The 21,784-nt window shown below is 64.9% G+C and carries 20 protein-coding genes and 1 tRNA gene; 9 read left to right on the plus strand and 12 right to left on the minus strand.

Annotation, left to right across the window (positions count from 1 at the left end):
* Positions 1-58: 58 nt before the first annotated feature.
* Both VFW69_RS22860 and VFW69_RS22865 read left to right on the plus strand, forming a co-directional pair.
* Positions 59-1,288, plus strand: coding sequence for a cytochrome P450 (locus tag VFW69_RS22860; protein ID WP_526504905.1), 1,230 nt, complete (start codon positions 59-61; stop codon positions 1,286-1,288).
* Positions 1,289-1,392: 104 nt separating this feature from the next.
* The gene (locus VFW69_RS22865) at positions 1,393-2,754 is read left to right on the plus strand and encodes a hypothetical protein (RefSeq protein WP_526504907.1); all 1,362 of its coding nucleotides are present in this window, start codon (positions 1,393-1,395) and stop codon (positions 2,752-2,754) included.
* A gap of 122 nt (positions 2,755-2,876) precedes the next feature.
* Here VFW69_RS22865 and VFW69_RS22870 read toward each other — a convergent pair whose 3' ends face one another.
* From VFW69_RS22870 to VFW69_RS22890, 5 genes are all read right to left on the minus strand, one after another.
* Complete coding sequence (locus VFW69_RS22870) at positions 2,877-3,389, minus strand: hypothetical protein (protein ID WP_526504909.1); 513 nt, start codon at positions 3,387-3,389, stop codon at positions 2,877-2,879.
* Positions 3,390-3,413: 24 nt separating this feature from the next.
* Positions 3,414-4,265 (minus strand): hypothetical protein, encoded by an 852-nt coding sequence (locus VFW69_RS22875; RefSeq protein ID WP_526504911.1) that lies wholly within the window; start codon positions 4,263-4,265, stop codon positions 3,414-3,416.
* A 9-nt stretch (positions 4,266-4,274) separates the two neighbouring features.
* Positions 4,275-6,608, minus strand: coding sequence for a putative alpha/beta hydrolase (locus VFW69_RS22880; protein ID WP_526504959.1), 2,334 nt, complete (start codon positions 6,606-6,608; stop codon positions 4,275-4,277).
* A gap of 296 nt (positions 6,609-6,904) precedes the next feature.
* Positions 6,905-7,378 (minus strand): LppA family lipoprotein, encoded by a 474-nt coding sequence (locus VFW69_RS22885; protein ID WP_526504913.1) that lies wholly within the window; start codon positions 7,376-7,378, stop codon positions 6,905-6,907.
* Between the two features lie 95 nt (positions 7,379-7,473).
* Positions 7,474-9,414, minus strand: a complete 1,941-nt coding sequence (locus VFW69_RS22890; protein ID WP_526504915.1) for a putative alpha/beta hydrolase — start codon at positions 9,412-9,414, stop codon at positions 7,474-7,476.
* A gap of 290 nt (positions 9,415-9,704) precedes the next feature.
* Here VFW69_RS22890 and VFW69_RS22895 point away from each other — a divergent pair, with 290 nt between their 5' ends.
* Both VFW69_RS22895 and VFW69_RS22900 read left to right on the plus strand, forming a co-directional pair.
* On the plus strand, positions 9,705-10,808 hold the full coding sequence (locus VFW69_RS22895) for a methyltransferase (protein ID WP_526504917.1): 1,104 nt from the start codon (positions 9,705-9,707) through the stop codon (positions 10,806-10,808).
* Between the two features lie 502 nt (positions 10,809-11,310).
* Positions 11,311-11,631 carry a hypothetical protein gene (locus VFW69_RS22900; protein WP_526504919.1) on the plus strand — a complete coding sequence of 107 codons (321 nt, stop codon included), beginning with the start codon at positions 11,311-11,313 and terminating at the stop codon, positions 11,629-11,631.
* 107 nt (positions 11,632-11,738) lie between these two features.
* On the opposite strand, the gene VFW69_RS22905 is transcribed toward VFW69_RS22900, so the two are convergent.
* Positions 11,739-11,912 carry a CsbD family protein gene (locus VFW69_RS22905; RefSeq protein ID WP_526504921.1) on the minus strand — a complete coding sequence of 58 codons (174 nt, stop codon included), beginning with the start codon at positions 11,910-11,912 and terminating at the stop codon, positions 11,739-11,741.
* Between the two features lie 178 nt (positions 11,913-12,090).
* Positions 12,091-12,957 carry a cyclopropane mycolic acid synthase MmaA2 gene (gene mmaA2 / locus VFW69_RS22910; protein WP_526504923.1) on the minus strand — a complete coding sequence of 289 codons (867 nt, stop codon included), beginning with the start codon at positions 12,955-12,957 and terminating at the stop codon, positions 12,091-12,093.
* A 78-nt stretch (positions 12,958-13,035) separates the two neighbouring features.
* Between mmaA2 and VFW69_RS22915 the strand changes: the two genes are divergently transcribed.
* Entirely contained in the window at positions 13,036-13,404 is a 369-nt protein-coding gene (locus VFW69_RS22915; protein ID WP_526504925.1) for a tyrosine-type recombinase/integrase, read from the plus strand.
* A gap of 4 nt (positions 13,405-13,408) precedes the next feature.
* Here VFW69_RS22915 and VFW69_RS22920 read toward each other — a convergent pair.
* Positions 13,409-13,492 (minus strand) — tRNA-Tyr (locus tag VFW69_RS22920).
* 69 nt (positions 13,493-13,561) lie between these two features.
* Between VFW69_RS22920 and VFW69_RS22925 the strand changes: the two genes are divergently transcribed.
* On the plus strand, positions 13,562-14,053 hold the full coding sequence (locus VFW69_RS22925; RefSeq protein WP_526504927.1) for a YajQ family cyclic di-GMP-binding protein: 492 nt from the start codon (positions 13,562-13,564) through the stop codon (positions 14,051-14,053).
* A gap of 105 nt (positions 14,054-14,158) precedes the next feature.
* Positions 14,159-15,667, plus strand: coding sequence for a flavin-containing monooxygenase (locus VFW69_RS22930; RefSeq protein ID WP_526504929.1), 1,509 nt, complete (start codon positions 14,159-14,161; stop codon positions 15,665-15,667).
* Here the strand turns inward: VFW69_RS22930 and VFW69_RS22935 are convergent.
* On the minus strand, positions 15,664-16,857 hold the full coding sequence (locus tag VFW69_RS22935; RefSeq protein WP_526504931.1) for a PPE family protein: 1,194 nt from the start codon (positions 16,855-16,857) through the stop codon (positions 15,664-15,666). The two genes, VFW69_RS22930 and VFW69_RS22935, sit on opposite strands and share 4 nt — an antisense overlap.
* A 13-nt stretch (positions 16,858-16,870) precedes the next feature.
* Entirely contained in the window at positions 16,871-17,173 is a 303-nt protein-coding gene (locus VFW69_RS22940) for a PE domain-containing protein (RefSeq protein ID WP_526504933.1), read from the minus strand.
* Between the two features lie 513 nt (positions 17,174-17,686).
* Between VFW69_RS22940 and VFW69_RS22945 the strand changes: the two genes are divergently transcribed.
* Both VFW69_RS22945 and VFW69_RS22950 read left to right on the plus strand, forming a co-directional pair.
* Entirely contained in the window at positions 17,687-18,712 is a 1,026-nt protein-coding gene (locus tag VFW69_RS22945) for an NAD(P)H-dependent glycerol-3-phosphate dehydrogenase (protein WP_526504935.1), read from the plus strand.
* A gap of 243 nt (positions 18,713-18,955) precedes the next feature.
* Complete coding sequence (locus tag VFW69_RS22950) at positions 18,956-20,506, plus strand: SulP family inorganic anion transporter (protein ID WP_526504937.1); 1,551 nt, start codon at positions 18,956-18,958, stop codon at positions 20,504-20,506.
* Between the two features lie 108 nt (positions 20,507-20,614).
* Here VFW69_RS22950 and relB read toward each other — a convergent pair whose 3' ends face one another.
* Complete coding sequence (relB, locus tag VFW69_RS22955; protein ID WP_067933588.1) at positions 20,615-20,869, minus strand: type II toxin-antitoxin system RelB family anti-toxin; 255 nt, start codon at positions 20,867-20,869, stop codon at positions 20,615-20,617.
* Positions 20,870-20,898: 29 nt separating this feature from the next.
* Positions 20,899-21,762: a zinc metalloprotease HtpX gene (gene htpX, locus VFW69_RS22960; protein WP_526504940.1), complete on the minus strand. Its 864-nt coding sequence runs from the start codon at positions 21,760-21,762 to the stop codon at positions 20,899-20,901.
* Positions 21,763-21,784: the final 22 nt, after the last annotated feature.

Below are 21,784 nucleotides of genomic sequence, written 5' to 3' on the forward strand. Positions count from 1 at the left end.
GGCCATACATTGTTTCCAGAGTCGTCCGCGGCCTTTCCGCGGAACCAAGGAGACCGTCATGACCGTCGGCGCCGCTCCCCCAAGCGTTTTCGAGGCTGATCTGCCGACGCTGGATTACGACCCCGAAGAAACGCCCGCGCAGGTCTACCCGCGGCTGCGGGAGGCGCAGCGGCAGGCGCCCGTCGCGCTTGGTCCCCACGGGCCCGAAGTGCTCTCCTACCACCTGGTCCGTTCCCTCCTTCGGGATCCCCGATTCCAGATACCACCCGGCATCAACCTGCTGGCCCAGGGCATCTCGTCGGGGCCGCTGTGGGACAAAGTGGCCGATAGCCTGCTGTGCCTCGAGGGAGACGCGCACCATCGACTGCGCAGTCTGTGCTCTAAAGCGTTTACCCCCCGAACGGTCGCGCGCCTGCACGACACCATGGTCGGCGTGCTGAACGAGTTGGTCGATCACGTGGCGGACACGGGCCACTGTGACGTCGTCACCGATATCGCGCGCCCCTACCCCGTGCCGATCATCTGTGCGCTACTCGGCGCACCCCGCGAGGATTGGCAACAGTTTTCGTTGTGGGCCGATGATGTGTTCAAGGCCTTCAGCTTCACCGTCGATCTCGGCGAACTCGAGCCGGTCGTGATGTGCGCGTGGCGCGAGCTCGACGACTACGTCGACGAGATGGTCGCCCGCCGACGACACAGCTTGACCGATGACCTGCTTTCCGACCTGATCCGCGCCGAGGACGAGGGCGACCGCCTCGACGCCGCCGAGCTGCGCATGCTGGCGGGCGGCCTGCTGTTGGCGGGGACGGACACCACCCGCAACCAGGTGGCCGCCTCGGTGCACGTGCTGTGCGAACACCCGGAGCAGTGGGAGCTGCTGCGGCAGCGGCCCGAGCTGGCGATGCGTGCCGTCGAGGAGACGATGCGGCACTCCCCGATCGCCTGCGGAACCCTGCGCCTGGTGGTCGAGGATACCGAGCTCGACGGCTACTCATTCCCCGCCGGCACCGCGGTGTTGGTGAATACCTTTGCGGCCAACCGTGATCCGGTGGTGTACGACGACCCCGACCGTGTCGACATCACCCGCGAGGGGGCGCCGCCCATCCTGACCTTCGGCGGCGGCGTGCACTACTGCCTGGGCGCCAACCTGGCCAGGCGCGAGATCGCCGAAGCGCTGAACGTCGTCGCGAACCGGCTGCGAAACCCGCGTACGGCCGGACCGGCGCCATGGAAGCCGATGGTGAGCCTGAGCGGGCCGAAGAGCTTGCCCATCGAGTTCGACCGATAGGTATCGCCGGGTCCTGCTGTGACAAAGCCGCTATACGCCCAAGTCGCGGTCGCATCGGGGCGGCTTTACGCTGCTTGGTTACACGAACTCAACGGGGGTTTTCAATGCGTGCAGCCAGGGTGCATGCGGCGCGGCACCGCCTGCGCCTCTACGGGCGTACCGCGGTCGCGTCGGTCGCCTGCCTGACCATCGCGTCCTGTTCGGAAACTGCGGCGCCGCCCCCGCTTACCGCCACCACCTCGACGTCCGTCTCGAGAACCAGCACCCGCGCGACCGCTCCGCCCGCCCCGATAAGCGGCCCGCTGGAAAAGGATTGGAAGAGTTACGGCGGAACGGCGTATTTCGGTTGCCCGGAGAAGTTTTCGGCCGGCAAATCGGCGCTCGAGGACATTCGGCCGAAAATCTTCGACCCGAAATCCGGGCAGTACGTCGCGCCCGGCATCCCCTCGGTTCCCGCCGGCGAGAACCTCACGGGCGGTATCTGCGCGCCGACCGGCACGGCGGACGACATGAAGGTCGTGTATGTCGTCACCACCGTCAAGCCGGCACAGGCCCCTGCCCCGGAAGTCGCCAAAACCGCCGCCTATGTCTACGACATCAAGACGGGCAGGCAGGTGGCCAGCAAGGAGCTGCAGCCGCCGGCCCCCGACCTGAAGCTGACCGCGCCGAAGGATTGGGGGCTGACCTCGACCGCCTCGGGGGTGGCGTGGCTGAACGCCTTCACCGATGGCCACGGTGCCGCATCGCCACCTCGGACCGTGGTCCTGTCCGGCGGCGACCTGTCGATGATGTGGAACGATCCGCAGCCGGGGCGCGTCTGGCAGGACGTGCTCGCGTTTCAGCGCAACACCGAGCCCGGCAAGACTTCCGGCGCGGAGCTGCGCCGGCCGAACGGTGAAGCGATCTATCAGGACAACGACGTGCAATCCGTCGATGCCGAATTAACCGACGGCCCAAACAAACTGGTGAAGCTCACGCACTGGGATTCGTACAACCCCCCGGTGCTGTCGACGATGTTTTACGACCTCAACGCCAAGTCCGTCATCAAGGTCGGCGATTCCGACCGAATCTCCGGCGGTGGGCTGACCGCGGCGCTGTCCGACGGCAAACTGTTCGTCGATGGCCACGGCTCGGACAACTCCCAATTCGGCTTCGGCGTATGGAACCTGCGCAGCCAGCAGTGGGACTTCCAGAAAAGCCGAGACGACGCCAAGAAGCTGTCGATCTCCAAGCTGGCGTTTTTCGAAGACCACCTCTACATCACCGGGACCGGTGGGACGTTTTCTGTAATCGCCTTGCCCGCAACCGATCCGGTGGCATCGAACTGGGCGCTACGGCCTTTCGAGCGGATCTCCGGGTGGACGCTGGTGTGCCGCGGTGAGACCGCGTCGGCTTCCAATGGCGAGTGCAAGGAGATCGTCATGGTGCAAGACCAGGACGGCCACTACCCCGGGCCCTGGTTCTGAGCTTCGCTCGCCGTCAGACCGGCCGGCGGCCTGCGGGCATCCTGCGTGAGAGCGCCATTGGCAAAAATGCGTGACCATTCTCGAAAATGCGATAGGCCTTCTCCCGTCGGCCTGCACCCCTCCTAACGTGGCCCCCAATCGGCTTGTCTCACACCGCTTCTCGCTCTGGCAACGATGAGTGCGGTGCAGACCACCAGCACGCCGGTGGCCGCGGCTTCGGCGATCAACGCACCGGTGTTCAGCACTTCCCGGTCGGCGACCAATGATATTCCCAACTCATTCTTGGCGCCGCCTGCCAGTATCGCCGGATACACCAAACACAAGACAGCGGTCACAAACGCGACGACCCCGCATCCACACGCGACGAGCCCGAGCCAGCGCAGTCGCGTCGCGCCGAGCAGCGCGCCTGCGGCCGCGATCGAGGCGATCACCACGATCCACCCCGGAGTGCTGTCCACCATGCCGGTGAGCAAGGAGCCGTAGTATTCGCCGTGCTCGCCGATGTAGATGCCGAGACCATTCCACCGAATGGGTAATCCCAGATGGCTTACGTCAATCCACGGCAGCAGTGTCAGTGCGGCTGACGCGATGGCCGCCACGACGGCCACTACGGTGATTGCCTTGCTATTACGCACCAGGTTCCCTTTCGATTCAGGAAATCACGACGAACTTCCAGCCGGCCAACCAGGGTATGGCGCCAAGGTGGGAAATTCCGAGCGAGGGTGCACACCATTGAGCAGATATAGCCTGCGGTCTACTGGGTCGGGCGCTTTGTCCACGCACGATTGAGCATCGGCCACTTCGGACGGCCACTCCACTGGATCGGTTTTCGATTCGGGAACTCTGTCGGCAGTCATGTTGTGGCCGACGATGTGCCAACCGCCGAAGACATCATCGACAGGTGCCGCAGCGGTCCCCTTCTGCGCCGGCAGGGGTGCTACCGGGCCGTCCTCCGGGACGGTCATGGCGACGCGATGCACGGCGATCCGGGCGGCGGGATCGGTGGCGGGCAACGTGCTTTTCCAGCCGTAGTTTCCACCACCGAGATCCAGCGCGCTGGTGTACGCCCAATCGCACACCACCGCCGCGACCTGACGGCCGCTCGTGTCGACCCGCAAGAGGTGGTAGCGGTCGGTGCCCACGAGTCGATCGCGCAATGGATGCTCGGTGTCGGGCCAGCGGTCGCGGGCGCTGTCCGGTTGGCCCTGTGGCGCATTCGGCGCGACCGCGTGGGTGAATCCGGGGTATACGTAGCCGATATCACCGGCGTTGGCCGCCAAGAAAATCGATTCGAGGTAGGCGCGCACCACGACGGCCGGTGTCGTGAGTAGATCGATTCCCGGCTCGGCACTCCACACTGCCCGTAGGTCCGACAGGGTTCCCGTCCAGGGAATCTTCGGCGCGGGTGCGGCTGGATGCGCAGCGTCCTTGGCACCGCAGCCGGCGACAATGGTACACAGCGCCAAAAGGATGATCCGACAAGGAAATCCGCGCCGCCGCCCGAGACTCATGAAACTTCCCTAGGGGTTGGGTATTTGGGTCACTTCGTCATACTGGTGTTGCATGTGCGGGATGACGCTCTCGTCACCTAATATCCCTTGCACCGCACCCTTTAGCGCTTGATTGTATTTGTAATTGTCCCACGTGCCGCCGTTCGCCTTGTATTCGTCGTACGTGGCGATGTGCATCGGGCTGCGCGGGTCACCGGGAACGTCTGGGGCAAAGAATTGTTGCGTCAATCCGATCGGCACCCGGTTGGCGATCAAGCCGTCGAGCACCTGTGAATAGGCGGCGCTGTCCTGCATGTGCGGTATCTGAACCTCAGGCGGCGCGGCCGACGGCGCGGCACCAATGATGTCTTGTTTCAACGCATCCCCGCCCACGGTCAGCGCCGGGCCACCAAGAGTGCCGATCAGGTTGTACGGCGGCGGCAGCGCCTTGCCCGCCAAACCCGCCGTGGCGGCGCCGTCCTTCACCAGTCTGTCGTACGCCGAAGTCTTGCGGTTGTAGGCTTCGGTCGCCTGTTGGGCGCCGTTGAGCCCTTCGGCGTGCACGGCGTTGTTCACCCCGACGTCGACCAACCCCTTCAAGGTGGCGGCCTGCTGCAGATCGGCGTCGTTGGCAACGGCGCCCGGCACATGATGCGCGACCGCTTCGGCGTACCGGTTCTGGTCCTGCATGATCTGCTGCATCGCGGCACCATTGAAGATGTTCGACGCGTCTTTGTCGGTGCTGAGCACGGAGAAAATACCTTTGGCGACGGGCAGTCTCGATTCCACGTCCTGATTGGAGTCCGGTGCGTGGAAGAACGGTGACAGGTCGTTGGTGCCGCCGGCGATATTGGTGACGTAGGGCGACAGCCCGGTGGCGAAGGCTTGCGTCAGCTTCGGATCGACCTGACCCAGCGTGTGGTGGCCCGGCAGATCGAGCAGTTCGTGGGAATGCTGGCCAAGGTAGGCCGCATACGTCTGCGCGGTCTGCCCGGCGATCTGGGCTTCGGGGCCGGCCGCGTCCTTCGTCCAGCTGAACAATGATCCGGCCGCGTCGCCACCGTCAGACCAGGTGTGGTGGGTGATGTTCTTCAAGAAATCCTGGGTCGACTGGTCGCAGACGCCCTGCTGGTTGACCATCCAATTCACGGCCCCGTGGTCCCGGCCGGCCGCCCAGAACACCGACTCGACCGTTTGGTCGTAGGTGTTGCGCGCCCAGTCCTGCGTCATGATCTGCGCTCCCTTGTGCAGCAACCCCTGATCGACCTCAGTGTTGCGCTGCAGCAACGGGTTACCGTCCTTGACGATGTCGGCGATCGTCCTGGTCTGGTCGGCATACAGCCAGCCCGGCGCCTTGAGCACCTCCTGCACACTGTCCGGCAGTTGCGACACCCCACCTTTCACGGTGTCGGTGCCCTGCTTGGCGCCGACGGTTGTCGGCGTTTTCGGGAAGGTGATGCTCGGGTTGCTCATCAGCTGCCACGAGTCGCCGATCATCCCCTTCTCGTCTCCGAGGCGCTGCTCGGCGGTTTTGAGCGCATCGATCGTCATGCCGTGCTCCTGGGCCTGCAGCTGGCTCAAGACCGAAGCCTGCTCGGCGGTCAACGGCACCTTTCCGACGACTTGGTCGGGGGTGATCGAGCTCAGCACTCCGTTGACGCGGGCGGCCGCGCCTTTGTCGCCGCCGAGGGCGGCCTTCACATCCTGCTCGGCAGATTCGGGCGTCTCGGCCGCGTGCCCGTCGACACCCAGAACGCGCGCCGGGTCATACCCGTCGTCGGCCAGATTCTTCTGCGCTCCATGCAGCGATTTCGTGTAGTTGTCGCGGGTGGCACGCAACTGGTCAAGAGCGTCGCGGGTGTCATCGACGGCATCGGCTTTGGCCGCGTTGATTAACGACTCCAGCGCGTGGCGGTCCTTCGGGGCGAGGTTGGGATCCTTCAGATCTTCGGTCGCCGCCCCGATGATCTTGTCGAGCAGCTGCAACTCGCGTTCCAGCGTCGCGATCTCTTGGGCTCCGGCCTTTTGGGCGTCGGCCAAAGCGGCGGCGATGTTTTCCAGATCGGCCCCGATCTTGGGCAATTGCTGGGACTGCGCGCCCAGCGACTGGGCGGTGCGCTGCACTTCGGCGGAGGCGTTGATCGGGCTGTCACCGTTCTGGTGGTTCCAGGCCGCCTCGAAACGTTTGCGGGCTTGCTCGAAAGTCGCGTCGGCTTCCGCGGTGGAGCGCCCCGCGGCATGAAACGCATTGGCCAGATTGGAAATCTGGCCGGGCTGGCCCGCCTGCAGGGTCCGGTTGATCTCCCAGGGGTCACCGCCGGCGCCCGCGACGAGCTCGGCGATGCTGAGATACTTCAGCTGCATCGGATTCCCGAATGGCTGCACCGGCCCAGCGAATGGGCGTCACGCGACAATGCAATCCCTCCCCGCAGTTCGCCGGACTACCGCCCCCGATATGTCGTCCACGTCGAACGGCGATTTGCTGGCCAAGCATATTGGGGCCGGCGTCACGCGTGCCAGTCACCAAACTGTGCCGTGGCCGCGCGCAACTCGAGTCGGACCAATCCCGTACCTTCGCCGTCGGGCCTCGACGAGGCCAGCCTGGCGGCCGTCGGGGGGGGCTTCCGGGCGGGCGCGATAACTTCCGGTGAGGGTCGAAGTTATTTCTCGTCACGCGGCAACCGGCAGCCGGTGTAGCCCGAGACGACGAGGTTGCCGCGGTAGCCGACCTTGATGAAGATTCCGGTTGGGCCGTAGAAGCCCACGTCGTGGTTTCCCGGGGTGTCGTGCATGACCTGCATGTCGGTGGCGTCGATCTTGGCGGCTGCCTGTTTGGCGGCCTCCTGAATGGTCGCCCACTGTTGCTCGGAGACCGCGACGTTGGCGGCCACCGCATCCGGCAAGAAGTAGCCCCGGCCGTCGGTCTGATCGTACGGTCGCTCGCAGCCCAGACCCGAGCCTTCGTGCGGGGTCTCCCAGGTGATCGACGGGATCAATTTGCTTGTGGCCACGGTGATTTCGGTCATCGCGGCTTGCACCTGGGTTTGGGTGTCCTCGAACGAGGGCAGGGATCTCCGCGTCGCGAGGGCCTTGGCGGCGTCGGGGGGCGGGGTGGGTTGGTGGGGCTGATTCACGTGGCATCCTGTTGCGGTTAGTGCGGTGGCGGCCACGACGGCCAAGAACAGTCCGTGGCGTCGCGGTTTCGGGGTGCTGGTTATTCGGTTGTTCGTCACTTCTGCGGAACCGCCTGATCGCCCAGCCCGGCCAGCACGGCCGCGATGTTGAAGTTGGTCGTCCTGGTCCCTCCGCCGTCGGGAAAGCGGGGGTAGTCGCTGTGACCGTGCGCGCCGCCGAGGTTGAGGGTGCCGCCGTGGCCGTCGGGCACGCTGGCAGGGCCGGTCGCAAGGTGCGTGAAGTTGGGATTCGTCGCCGGATTCGGTCCGAAGTGGCCGGCGCCGGTGGCGTCGGCCACGCCCAAGACGCTTTCGGCCAAAGCGCCGAACGGCGGCGGCAGGAACGGGGCCACCGTGTGCGCGATGGCGGGGCCGTCGTAGGTCCACTGGATCGGGTCGTCGGGGGTCTCCATGGTGAACACGCGGCCGGGCTGCAGGTGGAGCTGCTGCGGCGTGGACGCTTCGATGCCAGGCGAGCCGTAGAACAGTGCCCGGGATACGCCGTGCTCGCCGGGCTCCTGCAGGGCCAGACCGGTGGTGAGTGATCCGTAGGAGTGGCCGATCGCGATGAGGTCGGCGGGGCCGCCGTGGTGGGCGGCCTGTATTCCCTCGTAGAAACCGGCCAGGTCGTGGGCGCCGGCTCGGGCGATGTCGTCGTGGCTGACGCCCCACCCGCCGGCAAGCGAGTTGCCGAGGTCGTCGAAGCCGGGCACCTGCGGCGGGTCATAACCGATCCAGGCGATCGCCGAGACGGTGTCGTGTTCGTGGCCGGGAGCGAGACTCAACTGTCGGAGCGCTTCGCTTCTGAGCCGGGTCGCCTCGTCGGCCATGCTTCCGATGGCACCGTGCACCGTGGTGTTGAGCCCGGGCGCGGTGACCGACACGTGGATGGAGGTGTCGGGATCGCCGACCGCGATCGCGGCGCGGGCCTGCTTGCCGGTTTTGGTGTCCAGCAACATGAGTTTTCGGTCCGGGCTCATTTTGACGGCCTGGTCGACGGCTCGGAGGTCGGGCAGGTATCTGGCCTGGTTTCGGGCGGCATCGTATCGGCGTTGCCATGCCTCGTAGGCCAGGCGATCGTCGAAGATCGCTCCCGGCTCGTTTCGTGGCGGAATGTTGTTGCCCTGCGCCCAATCCGGATGCTGGGCCTTGAGCGCGTCGGCTTGCGCATTGGCAGTCTGAGCGCTGTTCAATTCGGCGGCGAGAGTGAGCCGGTTGTAATGGTCCCGGTCCACCGCGGGCATCCCATTGTGGTTGCCGATGTACGGATTGTGTTGGTACTCCGCGTCTTTCTGCCGCGGCGTCAGTGAGTTCCACACCTGCGCGAATTGCCTGGGGTCATCGGGCAACGGGGGCAACGGCGACAAAGGACCCTGCACCGCCCGGATGCCGGCAGGGTCGTATCCGTCAGTGCTTAGCGCTCCCAACGAGTTCTGCAACGCGTTCGAGTAGCCGTCACGCATCGCTTGCAGCTGGCCCAGCGCTGCCTTGGTGTCGCGGATGGCGTCCTGTTCACACTTGGCGATGAGCGCTTCAAGCGCATCGATGTCGGCGGCCGCAAGGGCCTCGTCGTCCTCCATATCGTCGGCTTCGCCGATCAGGTCATCGAGCTCCTGCAGCCGGGCTTCCAGCGCCGCGATCTGTCCGGCCGCGGTTTTCTGCGCCTCGGCCAGCGCTGCGGCGATGTGTTCCAGGTCCGCACCGATCTTCGGCAATTGCAAAGATTGCGCCCCAAGGGATTTCGTCACCCGCTGCACCTCGTCGGAGTCATTGATCGGATGGCCGGCGTCCTGGTGGTTCCAGGCGGCCTCGAAACGGCTGCGGGCCTGTTCGAAAGCGTTGTTGGTCTCGGTGGTGCAGCGCCCCGCGCGAAGAAATGCCCCGGCCAGATTGGAAATCTGCAACGGGCTGCCGGCTTGCAAGCTCTGGTTGATCGCCCACGGGTCACCACCGGCCGCGGCGATCAGCGCCAGGATGCTGAGGTACCGGAGCTGCATGGGGTCCTCAGCCGCTCGCCCGACTGTCGACGCGCATCGCCACCCCTTCCACGCTCGGGGGAAAGATTACCGCCGCAGATTCGCCAATCAACTCAGCTGCGAGTAGACCACCGGCGTGTTGCTGACGGATGACGAGTTGACCTCGCCGAAGCCGCGGTTCCCGATTGTCGCCGACGACGGGTCTCTCGCAACCGGTCGTTAGCATTAGACCTGAAACGACATCAGCCCTAGGCTTTCGGCGTCAATATGAGAGCCGACCGAGCGCGAAAACTCGCTTGGAAAGGAGAAAGATGCCGCATAAGTCGCCGACATCAGCCCCGAAGCTGCCGCCCGCCCGGGTGGCTCGCGCGGTCGAACGAGTCCGTCATCACGTGGGGCGTCTATACCAGCGGCTGGCACCTCCGCCGATCACGGTCATCGACATCATCTTCGGAGCCTTTCTGTCGCAGGCTATCTCGGCATCCGCGCAGCTAGGCATCGCCGACGTGCTTGCTGCGGGTCCGTTGACCAAGGAGGATTTGGCGCGCCGCGTCGGGGCCGACCCGGACAGCGTGGCGCGGCTGATGCGGTTGCTGATCAGCCGCGGCGTGTTCCGCAGGCGCCGCGACGGTCGTTTCGCGCTCAACGCGCTGGCCGACACGTTGCGTACCGATTCGCCGATCTCGACGCGTGGGGTCGCCTTGCTTTACGGCTCGCCGCAACACCGGGCGAACTGGACGCAATTAGCCCATGCGGTGCGCACCGGAGAGCCGAATCCCCCAAAAGTGTTCGGAAAGGACTTCTTCGACTATCTCCGCGACGACCCCGAGTTCGCGGAGATCTTCAACAGCGCCATGACGTCCACGTCGGCGGTGTTGGAGGCGGCAGTGATCGCGGCATACGACTTCAGCAACTTCGGCGTCATCGCCGATATTGGTGGCGGCCATGGCCGGTTGCTGTCGTCCATTCTCGCCGCGGCCCCCGAAGCCCGCGGCGTGCTGTTCGACCTTCCCGAGGCAGTCGAGGGAGCGCCGCCTATGTTGGCCGCCCACGGTGTCGCCGACCGAGTCACGGTGACGGGCGGATCGTTCTTCGAAAGCGTGCCGTCCGCTGATGCCTATGTGATGAAGAACGTCATCCACGACTGGCCCGAGGACGAAGCCATCGCGATCCTTAGCACCATCAAAGCCGCGGCCCCACCGGGTGCGAAACTGCTGCTGCTGGAGATGGTGGTTCCGGATCACGACCGCGAATTCCTTGGCCACTATCTCGATATGGAGATGCTGGTGATGGCCGGCGCACTGGAACGCAGCCTTAAGCAGTGGACCGACCTACTCCAGCGTGGCGGCTTCCGGCTGCAGCGCGTGGTACAGACGGCAGGGCCGCTCTGCGTCATCGAAGCCGTGCCGAGCTAAAGCTGCCGTTAGTCCTACTGCGGACCGGCTGCGTGGTACCGGCGCGCCCCAGTCCGCGTCTAAATGAGTTCTCGGGCGGCCCCTGCTCTCCCCTGGGGCAGCCCGTGACGCGTTGAGACCGTGGGCCGACGGCGGCGAGGCGGCCAACGCCTTGGGGCAAAGCTGGCTTGCACCGCCCTAACCGTGGGGACAGCGGCTCACACCTGGTTACACAGCGCGATACGGTGCGTCGCGTCGGCCACCACTGTTTCGAGTCTGTCCTACGGGGTACACCTCCCAAGGGTTCGAACAGTTGATTCTCAAGACGCTGGTATCAACTACCCCACTCCGGCCGGCCTAGATCTTTCGTTATTAGTCGTGAGCGTCAGCTCCCAGCCGGATTTCACTCAACCAATCAACAGCGGCGGCCTACGTCTAAAGCAACTTGTCGCCACCTCTGTTGATGTTGCACACCCAAACACGCCGTCGACACATATTTCGACCGCATCAGAAGGAGAACTGAATGACCACAACCAATTCCGCTGCAGCCCGTCGGGCCGACGCTCCAAACAGCCACGGCCTGGCTGCGGACGCGCAGCCCGCTCGGGTTACCGCCCGGCGCGGCGGCGAGACAAAGGCTTTCTACAAGACAACAGAATTCATCGTCTTTATCGGCGCCACCATCGCAGTGTTGCTTGCGTCTTACTTCGTCAAGGCGACCGACGGGCACGGCGACTATTTCCAGGCCGATAAGGCATGGCTGTACGTCGTGATCCTTAGCGTCGGCTACATGGTGAGCCGCGGCCTGGCGAAGTCGGGTAGCCGCCATCGCGATGACGCCTAGTCATTCCCCAGGCTAGCTCCGGGCCCTTCACCTAGGTGGAGGGCCCGGAGTCTGCTCGTCGCAATGACACTCGAAGACGATGGTGGCGTGACCGAGTGCTTCTGCTGCTATTTCTTGAAGGCGTCCTTAATCTTTTCGCCGGCATCTTTGACGTTGGACTTCGCCTGGTCGCCCCTGCCCTCGTCCCGAGTGTCCTTGTCACCAGTTACCTTGCCGACCGCCTCCTTGGCCTTGCCGCCGAGGTCTTGTGCCTTGTTCTTCGCCTTGTCCGTACCGCTCATAACCGTCAACTCCTGTTTTCTCCAGTCGGCTCAATGCCGGCCTATAAAGCTCTTGGGTACCTCGCTCGCTACTCGTCAAACGTCGCTGGATGACGACAAGTAATAAGGGGGAAACCCATGACCACGACCCTGATGCGATCTAGCCGGCCAGGTCACGCCTTTGGGCCTCGGGCAATCCCTACTTCTCCAGGGTGAACTGGTTGACGTCGATGTAGCCGATCCGGAACAAATCGGCGCAGCCGGTCAGGTACTTCATGTAGCGCTCGTACATCTCGTCGGACTGAAGCGCGATCGCCTCGTCCTTGTGCGCCTCGAGGGCCTCTGCCCATAGGTCGAGAGTCCTGGCGTAATGAGGCTGCAGCGACTGGCGGCGAGTCAGCGTGAAACCCGCCTTCACAGAATGCTCCTCCACCATCTCGATCGTCGGCGTCCAGCCGCCCGGGAAGATCTCGGTCAAGATGAATTTGAAGAACCGGACGAGCTCGGCTGTAATCGGCAAGCCGCGATCGATCATTTGCTGTTCCGTCAAGCTGGTGATGGTGTGCAGCAGCATCACGCCGCCGTCAGTGGGCAGGATATTGTGGGCCAGCGAGAAGAAGTCGTCATACCGGTCGGGGCCGAAGTGCTCGAACGCACCGATCGACACGATGCGGTCGATGGGCTCGTCGAACTGTTCCCAGCCGTTCAGTAGCACCCGCTTGCTGCGGGGGCTGTCGATCTCGTTGAACAACCTCTGTACATGGGCGGTCTGGTTTTTCGACAACGTCAGGCCGACGACGTTCACGTCGTACGCCTCGATCGCCCGCCGCATGGTTGCGCCCCAGCCGCAGCCAACATCGAGCAGCGTCATGCCCGGCTGCAGTCCCAGCTTGCCAAGCGCCAGGTCGATCTTGGCGATCTGCGCCTCTTCCAGCGTCATGCCGTCGCGTTCGAAGAATGCGCAACTGTAGGTCTGAGTCGGGTCCAGAAACAGGCGGAAGAACTCGTCCGACAAGTCGTAGTGCGCCTGCACATCCGCGAAATGGGGCGTCAGCTTGTTGGCCATGATCTTGTGCCCTTCTGGGCCCAGGAGGACTGCGCCCCACGGCCGAGGTTACGCCGCACAACCCAGCGGGGTGCTCTAATGACGGAAACCAGGGACCCCGCACAACTAGTTTTATTGCACGCCCGAACGCACCGGGTGCCCGCGGCGGTGGATACGTCACGCTCGGCCAGGCGCGGTACACATTCCAGAAGGCCGCGAAGGCAGTCGAGGGATGGCGGTGTGCGGCCGCACGACCTTCGCCATACCTGTGCGTCGTTGGCGATCAGCGCTGGGGCAAACGTGAAGGTGGTGCGAAAACTGCTGGGACACAGGACGGCTGTGCTGGCGTTGGACCGCTACGGGCATCTGTACCCGACGACCTGGACGCGCTGGCCGATGCCTTCGCCGCGGCTACCGCGTACCGGCCCCACAGCCAAGCCGGTTGCGCGAGCCGAAAACGCCCCCTGACGTTTGGTGGCAGGTACTGGATTCGAACCAGTGAAGCTTGCGCGACGGATTTACAGTCCGCTCCCATTGGCCGCTCGGGCAACCTGCCGCCAGACAGGTTACAACGAGCGAGTAGACAAAGCACAAACGCCTATCACCGAATGAAGGGACGGAATGCATGGCGGACTCATCGTTCGACATCGTCAGCAAAGTGGATCGCCAAGAGGTCGACAATGCCCTCAACCAGGCCGCCAAGGAATTGGCCACCCGGTTCGACTTCCGTGGCACTGACACCACAATCGCCTGGAAGGGCGACGAGGCTATCGAGCTGACGTCGTCCACCGAGGAACGCGTCAAGGCGGCGGTCGACGTCTTCAAAGAGAAGTTGATCCGCCGTGACATCTCGATGAAGGCCTTCGACGCCGGCGAACCGCAGGCCTCGGGCAAGACCTACAAGATCAGCGGCTCCCTCAAGCAGGGCATCAGCAGCGAGAACGCCAAAAAGATCACCAAGCTGATCCGGGACGACGGCCCCAAGAACGTGAAAACCCAGATCCAGGGCGAGGAAATCCGGGTCACCAGCAAAAAGCGTGACGATCTGCAGAGCGTGATCGCGATGCTCAAGCAGGCCGACCTGGACGTGGCGCTGCAGTTCGTCAACTACCGCTGACCGGCGCGGTTCGCGCCCTGGGGCGCGGATTCGCGAGTTACTAGCCCGACCAACCGGTGGGTCTCTACGCTGGTGACGAGTCCCACACAATGAGCGAGGTTCACGATGACCGTGCCCCAGGAGGCCGCCGATAGCGGTGCCGGCGAGGCCGTCTACTCCGACGTGATCATCGTCGGGGCCGGCATCTCCGGCATCGATGCGGCGTATCGGATCACCGAGCGCAATCCGTACCTGACGTACACCATCCTCGAGCGGCGCGCGCAGATCGGCGGGACGTGGGACTTGTTCCGCTATCCCGGGGTGCGCTCGGACAGCAGCATCTTCACGCTGTCCTTCCCGTTCGAGCCGTGGACCCGCAAAGAGGGCGTCGCCGACGGCGTGCACATCCGCGAGTACCTGGCCGCCACCGCGCGCAGGTACGGCATCGACCGGCACATCCGGTTCAACAGCTATGTGCGCTCGGCGGACTGGGACTCCGCAACCGACACCTGGACGGTCACCGTCGAGCAGGACGGCGCACGCAAGCTGTACCGCGGCCGCTTCCTGTTCTTCGGCAGCGGCTACTACAACTACGACGAGGGCTACACCCCCGACTTCCCGGGCATCGAACAGTTCAAGGGCACCGTGGTGCACCCGCAGCACTGGCCCGAAGACCTGGACTACACCCGAAAGCGGGTCGTGGTGATCGGCAGCGGGGCGACGGCGGTCACGCTCCTGCCGTCATTGTCGGACCGCGCCGCCAAAGTGACCATGCTGCAGCGCTCGCCGACCTATCTCATTTCGGCGTCCAAGTACGGCGCCGTCGCCGCGCTGTCTCGAAAGCTGCTGCCCCGCAGGCCCGCTCATCTCGTCATTCGCATGTACAGCGCTCTGACCGAGGCGGTGTTCTTTGCCTTGTCCCGCAAGGCGCCGGGGCTGGTGCGGTGGCTGCTGCGGCGCAAGGCGATCAGCAGCCTGCCCCCCGGCTACGACGTCGACACCCATTTCAAGCCGCGCTACAACCCGTGGGACCAGCGGATGTGCCTGATCCCCGACGCCGACCTGTACAACGCCATCACCGCGGGCGGCGCCGAGGTGGTCACCGATCACATCGACCATTTCGACGCGGCGGGTATCGCGCTGAAATCCGGTGGACACCTCGCCGCCGACATCATCGTCACCGCCACCGGCCTGCAGCTGCAGGCGCTGGGCGGGGCCGCGATCAGCCTGGACGGCAACGAGATCAAGGCCAGCGACCGTTTCGTCTACAAAGCGCACATGCTCGAAGACGTGCCGAACCTGTTCTGGTGCGTGGGCTACACCAACGCGTCGTGGACCCTACGCGCCGATATCACCTCCAGGGCAACGGCAAAGCTGATGGAACACATGGCCTCTCACGGCTACACCCGCGCCGCCCCGCATCGGGACAACGAGCCGATGACCGAGAAGCCGTCGTGGGACATCAATGCCGGCTACGTGCTGCGCTCGGTGCATGCGCTGCCGAAGTCGGGCACCAAGCGGCCGTGGAACGTGCGGCAGAACTACCTGGCCGACGCCCTCGACTACCGGTTCGACCGCATCGGGGAGGCGATGGTGTTCGGCCGGGTCGACGACCGGGCGCCGCTGGCCGGCTAGCCCGCCGCCGGGGGTCTGGCCATCACCGACGGTTTGAATCCGTAGGTCGGCACGTTGCGCCAGCCCCCTTGTCCGACCATCGGCCCGAACGGCGTCATCGGCACGGGGTGCAACCCGTCCGCGGCGGGCGCCACCGCGGCCGACGCGTTCGTCAGCGCCGCGACCCCGGGGTTGGTTACGGCGGTGACCGGAGCCCAGCTGGGCGGGACGGACAGCGCTCCCAGCGGAACCGCGCGCCCAACACCCGCTGCCACCGACCCGGCGTTGCCCAGACCGGCTCCGGCCGCGCCCAGCGCCTTGGCGCCGTTTCCCACCGCCTGAGCCGCCGAGGAGGCCGCGGGGGCCAGAGCCTTCCCGAATGTGCTCATGGCCGTGATCCCGTTGCTGATCTGCCCGAAGGACTGTGCGGTCTGAACGCCGACCTGTCCCGACGAGATGTACGGCACAATGTATTTCGAGTACATCGAGGCCAAGTCGTCGAACGGCGTGTTCTCCGCAATCCATTCATCGATTGGCTTGAGGTTGCCTAAGGTGGGCTGAGCCAGAGTCTGCAAGTTCTCCGCAGCCTGAGCGTTCGCGTTCGCCGCGACGCCTTGCGCCCCGGTCTGACCCGAATTGCCAACGGCTTTCGCGACCGCGGCGGCCTGCTCGGACGACGCGGCGGGATTGGTCACTTCCGCTGGCTCGTCGAAGTCGACCAACTGCGTCGCGGTCGCCGAGGACCCCGCGTAGCCGTACATCGCCGCGGCATCTTGCGCCCACATCTCGAAGTACGCCGCCTCGACGGTCGCGATGGCGGCGGTGTTCTGCCCCAGAACATTTGACGCGATCAGCGACGCCAGCAGCGCACGGTTGGCCGCGATCACCGGTGGGGGCACCGTCAGCGTGAACGCAGTCTCGTACGCGGCCGCTGCCATCGCCGCGTGGCTGGAAGCCAGTTCGGCGTTCCCGGCGCTGGTGCGCAACCACGTCACACATGGGGTGGTCGCCGCGGCCAGGGCCAGCGCCGACGGACCCAACCACGGTCCGCTGGTCAGTGCGGAGACAACGGACCGAAAGGAGGCCGCGCTGATGTGCAGCTGTGCCGCCAGCTCATCCCAGCCTGCGGCGGCGGCCAACAACGAACCCGCTCCCGGGCCCGCATACAGGCGCCCCGAGTTGATCTCCGGCGGCAGTAGCGCGTAGTCCACTTTCGGCTCCGTTCTACAGCGCCGACGCGGCGGTGTTCGCGGCCTCGGTGGCCGCGTAGGTCGCAGCGCTTTGGGCCAGGGTGGCCGCCAGCAGCTCATGCACCGCGAGGGCCCGGGCGGCCAGCGCCTGAAACCGCGCCGCGTGGGCGGCGAACTGTGTCGCCGTCAATATGGACACCTCGTCGGCGGCGGCCGGTACGACCCCCGTCGTCGGGACGGCCGCCGCCGCATTGCCGACGTTGAGCGCCGCGGTGATCGACTGGAGATTGCTCGCCGCCGACGACAGCTTGTCTGGATGAGCAGTTACGAAAGACATGGCGTTTTCCCTTTCAGCAAATAGTGTGTTCGGATGCCGCGAAACGCTAAACGAGCGTTTGAGGAATGCAGTGTCAAAGAATTATTCAAATAGACTCTGAGCTCGCCTTTTCGGCAACAATCATGCTGGTTTTTACCCGCACGCCGATTTTCCGTGGTTTTCGGACCGAGCCGCTGAGCACGAGGCTCAACAGCGGCTTTGAGCCGCTTGGGTTTTTGGCGGGGATTGCGGCGGACATTGTTTATGACCCGGACATGAGCCCATGTCCATTTGCTCCTCGAAAACAGTTTCCCGCGAGAATTTTATGAATTTCCCATGGACATTAAACGCGGTGCGGCACTCATCGCCGCCGCCGGCTGAGCGAACGCAAATGTTCTCGCGGATAAATATGAATTCAGCATGGATAGCCGTGGATACCACGCCGCGCCGTGCACGGTGTGCAGGCACAGTCGTCGGCGCCCCCGCTTCGTGAACTGCTACAAAATCGCAGGTGTCCGCAATACGCTGATCGCCATGGCATCTGAGAAGCGCGAACCCAAAGTCGTCGTCCTCGGTGGCGGTTCCTGGGGCACCACCGTGGCATCAATCTGCGCGCGTCGCGGGCCGACGCTGCAGTGGGTGCGCTCCGAGGAGACCGCCGCCGACATCAACGACAACCACCGCAACAGCCGTTACCTCGGCAACGACGTCGTGCTGAGCGACACCCTGCACGCCACCACCGACTTCGCCGAGGCGGCGAACTCGGCGGACGTCGTCGTGATGGGCGTTCCCTCGCACGGCTTTCGAGGGGTGCTGAGCGAGCTGGCCAAGGAGCTGCGGCCGTGGGTGCCGGTGGTGTCACTGGTCAAGGGGCTCGAGCAGGGCACCAACATGCGGATGTCGCAGATCATCGAGGAGACGCTGCCCGGCCATCCCGCGGGCATCTTGGCCGGGCCGAATATCGCGCGCGAGGTGGGTGAGGGCTATGCCGCCGCCGCGGTGCTGGCGATGCCCGACCAGCATCTGGCGACCCGGCTGTCGGGCCTGTTTCGCACGCGGCGCTTCCGCGTGTACACCACCGACGACGTCATCGGGGTGGAGATGGCCGGCGCGCTGAAGAACGTCTACGCCATCTCGGTTGGGATGGGCTACTCGCTTGGCATTGGGGAGAACACCCGCGCGCTGGTGATCGCCCGCGCGCTGCGCGAGATGACCAAGCTGGGCGTCGCCCTGGGTGGCAATCCCGAAACCTTCCCGGGCCTGGCCGGCCTGGGCGACCTGATCGTCACCTGTACCAGCCAGCGCAGCCGTAACCGACACGTCGGTGAACAACTGGGGGCGGGCAAGCCGATCGACGAGATCATCGCCTCGATGAACCAGGTCGCCGAGGGCGTCAAGGCTGCGAGCGTGATCATGGAGTTTGCCAACGAATTCGGCCTGACCATGCCGATCGCCCGTGAAGTCGACGCGGTAATCAACCACGGCTCCTCCGTCGAGGAGGCCTACCGGGGCCTGATCGCCGAGGTGCCCGGCCACGAGGTGCACGGCTCCGGCTTCTGAACTGGTGGTTTAACGCCAGGTAATTCAAATCTTTGCGTTCTCTATGGGCCGCGCCCGTCGGCTTGACCGGCCCTCGCCAGCAAAATACCGTCGATCCAGGCGGCCAGGGGTTTCCGGGTGCGATCCTGCGGGTTGGCCCAGTCGTAATCGTCTGTACGCCAGCGCGTTACGAAGAGGTAATGAGCGCACAATGGGGCGAATATCGGAACATCCCCCGCTAACACCTACCGAGGGACGCGACCGATGCACAACGCTGAACAGTCGGGTGACAATACCCGTGCACAAAGCCGGACCGAACCGCGTATCAATCGGTTGCGCGGCATCATCCGGCACGACCTGCCGTCATCACTCGTGGTTTTCCTGGTTGCACTGCCCCTGTCGCTGGGCATCGCAATCGCTTCGGGCGCCCCGGTTCTCGCCGGCCTGATCGCCGCGATCGTCGGCGGAATCATCGTCGGTTCGTTGGGTGGATCCCCGCTGCAGGTCAGCGGCCCCGCGGCCGGGCTGACGGTGGTTGTCGCCGGCCTGGTTTCCGATTTCGGTTGGGGCATAACGTGCTTGATCACGGTTGCCGCGGGAGTCGTACAGGTTCTGCTGGGACTCAGCCGTGTTGCGCGCGCCGCTCTGGCGATCTCACCGGTTGTCGTGCACGCCATGCTGGCCGGCATCGGCATCACGATCGCACTGCAACAGGCGCACGTGTTGCTCGGCGGGAAATCCAAGAGCACCGCCTGGCACAACCTCATCGGACTACCGGGCCAGATCATCGGCGCGCACCGGCCCGGGGTGATCCTTGGGGTGCTGGTGATCGTCATCCTGGTGGGCTGGCGATGGGTTCCCGCCAAAGTGCGCCGCGTCCCGGGACCCCTGGTCGCCATAGTGACGGTGACGGTGATTTCGGTGGTCTTCGGATTCCACGTGCGCCGGATCAACCTCGAGGGGTCACCGCTGGATGCGCTGCGGTTGCCCGAGCTGCCCCACGGCAACTGGGGCGCGATCGCGGTCGGGGTGATCACGGTGGCGCTCATCGCCAGCGTCGAGAGCCTGCTGTCGGCGGTGTCGGTCGACCGGATGCACCACGGGCCACGCACCGATTTCAACCGCGAACTGGTGGGGCAGGGAGCCGCCAACATCGTGTCGGGCACCGTCGGCGGGCTGCCGGTGACCGGGGTGATCGTCCGCAGCTCGACAAATGTCAACGCGGGGGCCAAATCTCGCGCGTCGGCGATCATGCACGGAGTCTGGATCCTGTTGTTCACCATCCCGTTCGCCGGTTTGGTCGAGGAGATCCCCACTGCCGCCCTTGCCGGGCTCCTCATCGTGATCGGGCTTCAGCTGCTGAAGCCGGCTCACATCGAAACCGCAATGAAGCACGGCGATCTCGCGGTATACGTCGTGACGGCCGTCAGCGTCATCTTCCTCAACCTGCTGCACGGTGTCATGATCGGACTCGCGCTGGCCATCGCGCTGACCGGATGGCGGGTGATCCGGGCCAAGATCGAAGCCACTCCGGTGGACGACGAATGGCGGGTGAGCATCGAGGGCGCGGCATGCACCTTCCTGGCGCTGCCGAGGCTGACGCGAATGCTGGCGTCGGTTCCGCAGGGCGCGACCGTGACCGTGGCCATCGCGGTCCACTACCTCGATCACGCTGCCCACCAGACCATTACCGACTGGCAGCAACAGCATGAGGCGACGGGCGGGACAGTTCAGATCCAGGGCGTGATCGAGACGGGTCAGCGTGACACGGACCAATCGCTGGTCGAGGCCGAAAGATCCGAGGCCGCAGCATAATTGGTTCGCCACTGCCCGAGCCGGAGGACATTACGGCGGCGGCTCTGAGAGCATACCGTGTGCGCCGAAGTCACTCATTACCCACAAGGAGCGCTCTACAAGGGTCGGTCAGTCGACGTCGATGCGGATATGCAACCGCTTGCCGCATACCTGCGCCAGCCGTTGCAGCACGTCGACACGGGGCACTTCGGTCCCGTCCTCCCACGCCGCGACGGCTTCGTGGGTGGTGCCCAGCGCCTCGGCCAGTTGGGCCTGGTTCATACCGGCGCCGGCACGTGTTTCGAAGATCAAGTCGGGCAGGTCCAGCGCCAGCCCGGCTTCGTGAATATCCATCGAATTCGGTTCAGTCATCGCCATCACCATCCATGTCCAATGGTACGTGCGGACTCGGCCTACCGCCCCGCCATTTCCTCCAGCCGCCGGATACGGTCCTCGATAGGCGGGTGCGTCGAAAACAGCGACCCGATCCGCTCGCCCGCCCGGAACGGGTTGGCGATCATCAGGTGCGCCTGGCTGGCCAGCTGGGGCTCCGGCGGCAGCGGCGCCGCCTGGACCCCGCCGGAAATCTTGCGCAGGGCCGACGCCAGCGCCAGCGGGTCGCCAGTCAACACCGCGCCCGATTCGTCCGCCTGGTATTCGCGTGACCGCGACACCGCCAACCGCACCACCATAGCGGCGATCGGGCCCAGCAGCGAAACCAGCAGCAGCGCAAAGGGATTCTCGCCGTCGCGGTCGTTACCGCCGAACATGCCGGCGAACATGGCCATGTTGGCCAGCGCGGTGATCACCGACGCCAGCGCGCCGGCGATGCACGAGATCAGGATGTCGCGGTTGTACACGTGCGAAAGCTCGTGTCCCAGCACGGCGCGCAACTCGCGCTCGGTGAGGATGTCCAGAATGCCGCTGGTACAGCAGACCGCCGCGTTGCGGGGGTTGCGCCCGGTTGCGAACGCATTGGGCGCGTTGGTGTCGCTGATGTACAGCCGGGGCATCGGCTGGTGCGCGGTGGTGGCCAGCTCTCGCACGATCCGGTACATCGCCGGCGCCTGCACCTCCGAGACCGGCTGCGCGTGCATCGCACGCAGCGCCAGCTTGTCGCTGTTGAAATACGTGTAGACGTTCATGCCGATGGCGAACAGCACCGCGAGGAACATCGCGGTCTTGCCGAAAAGCGAGCCGACGAACACGATCAACGCGGACATGCCAACCAACAACGCGAACGTCTTGAACGTGTTGTGATGCGGATGCCAGGTCATCGGTGTCCTCCTCGGAACACTC

The sequence above is a fragment of the Mycobacterium sp. genome (genome assembly GCF_036273375.1).
In the GTDB taxonomy this organism is placed as follows: domain Bacteria; phylum Actinomycetota; class Actinomycetes; order Mycobacteriales; family Mycobacteriaceae; genus Mycobacterium.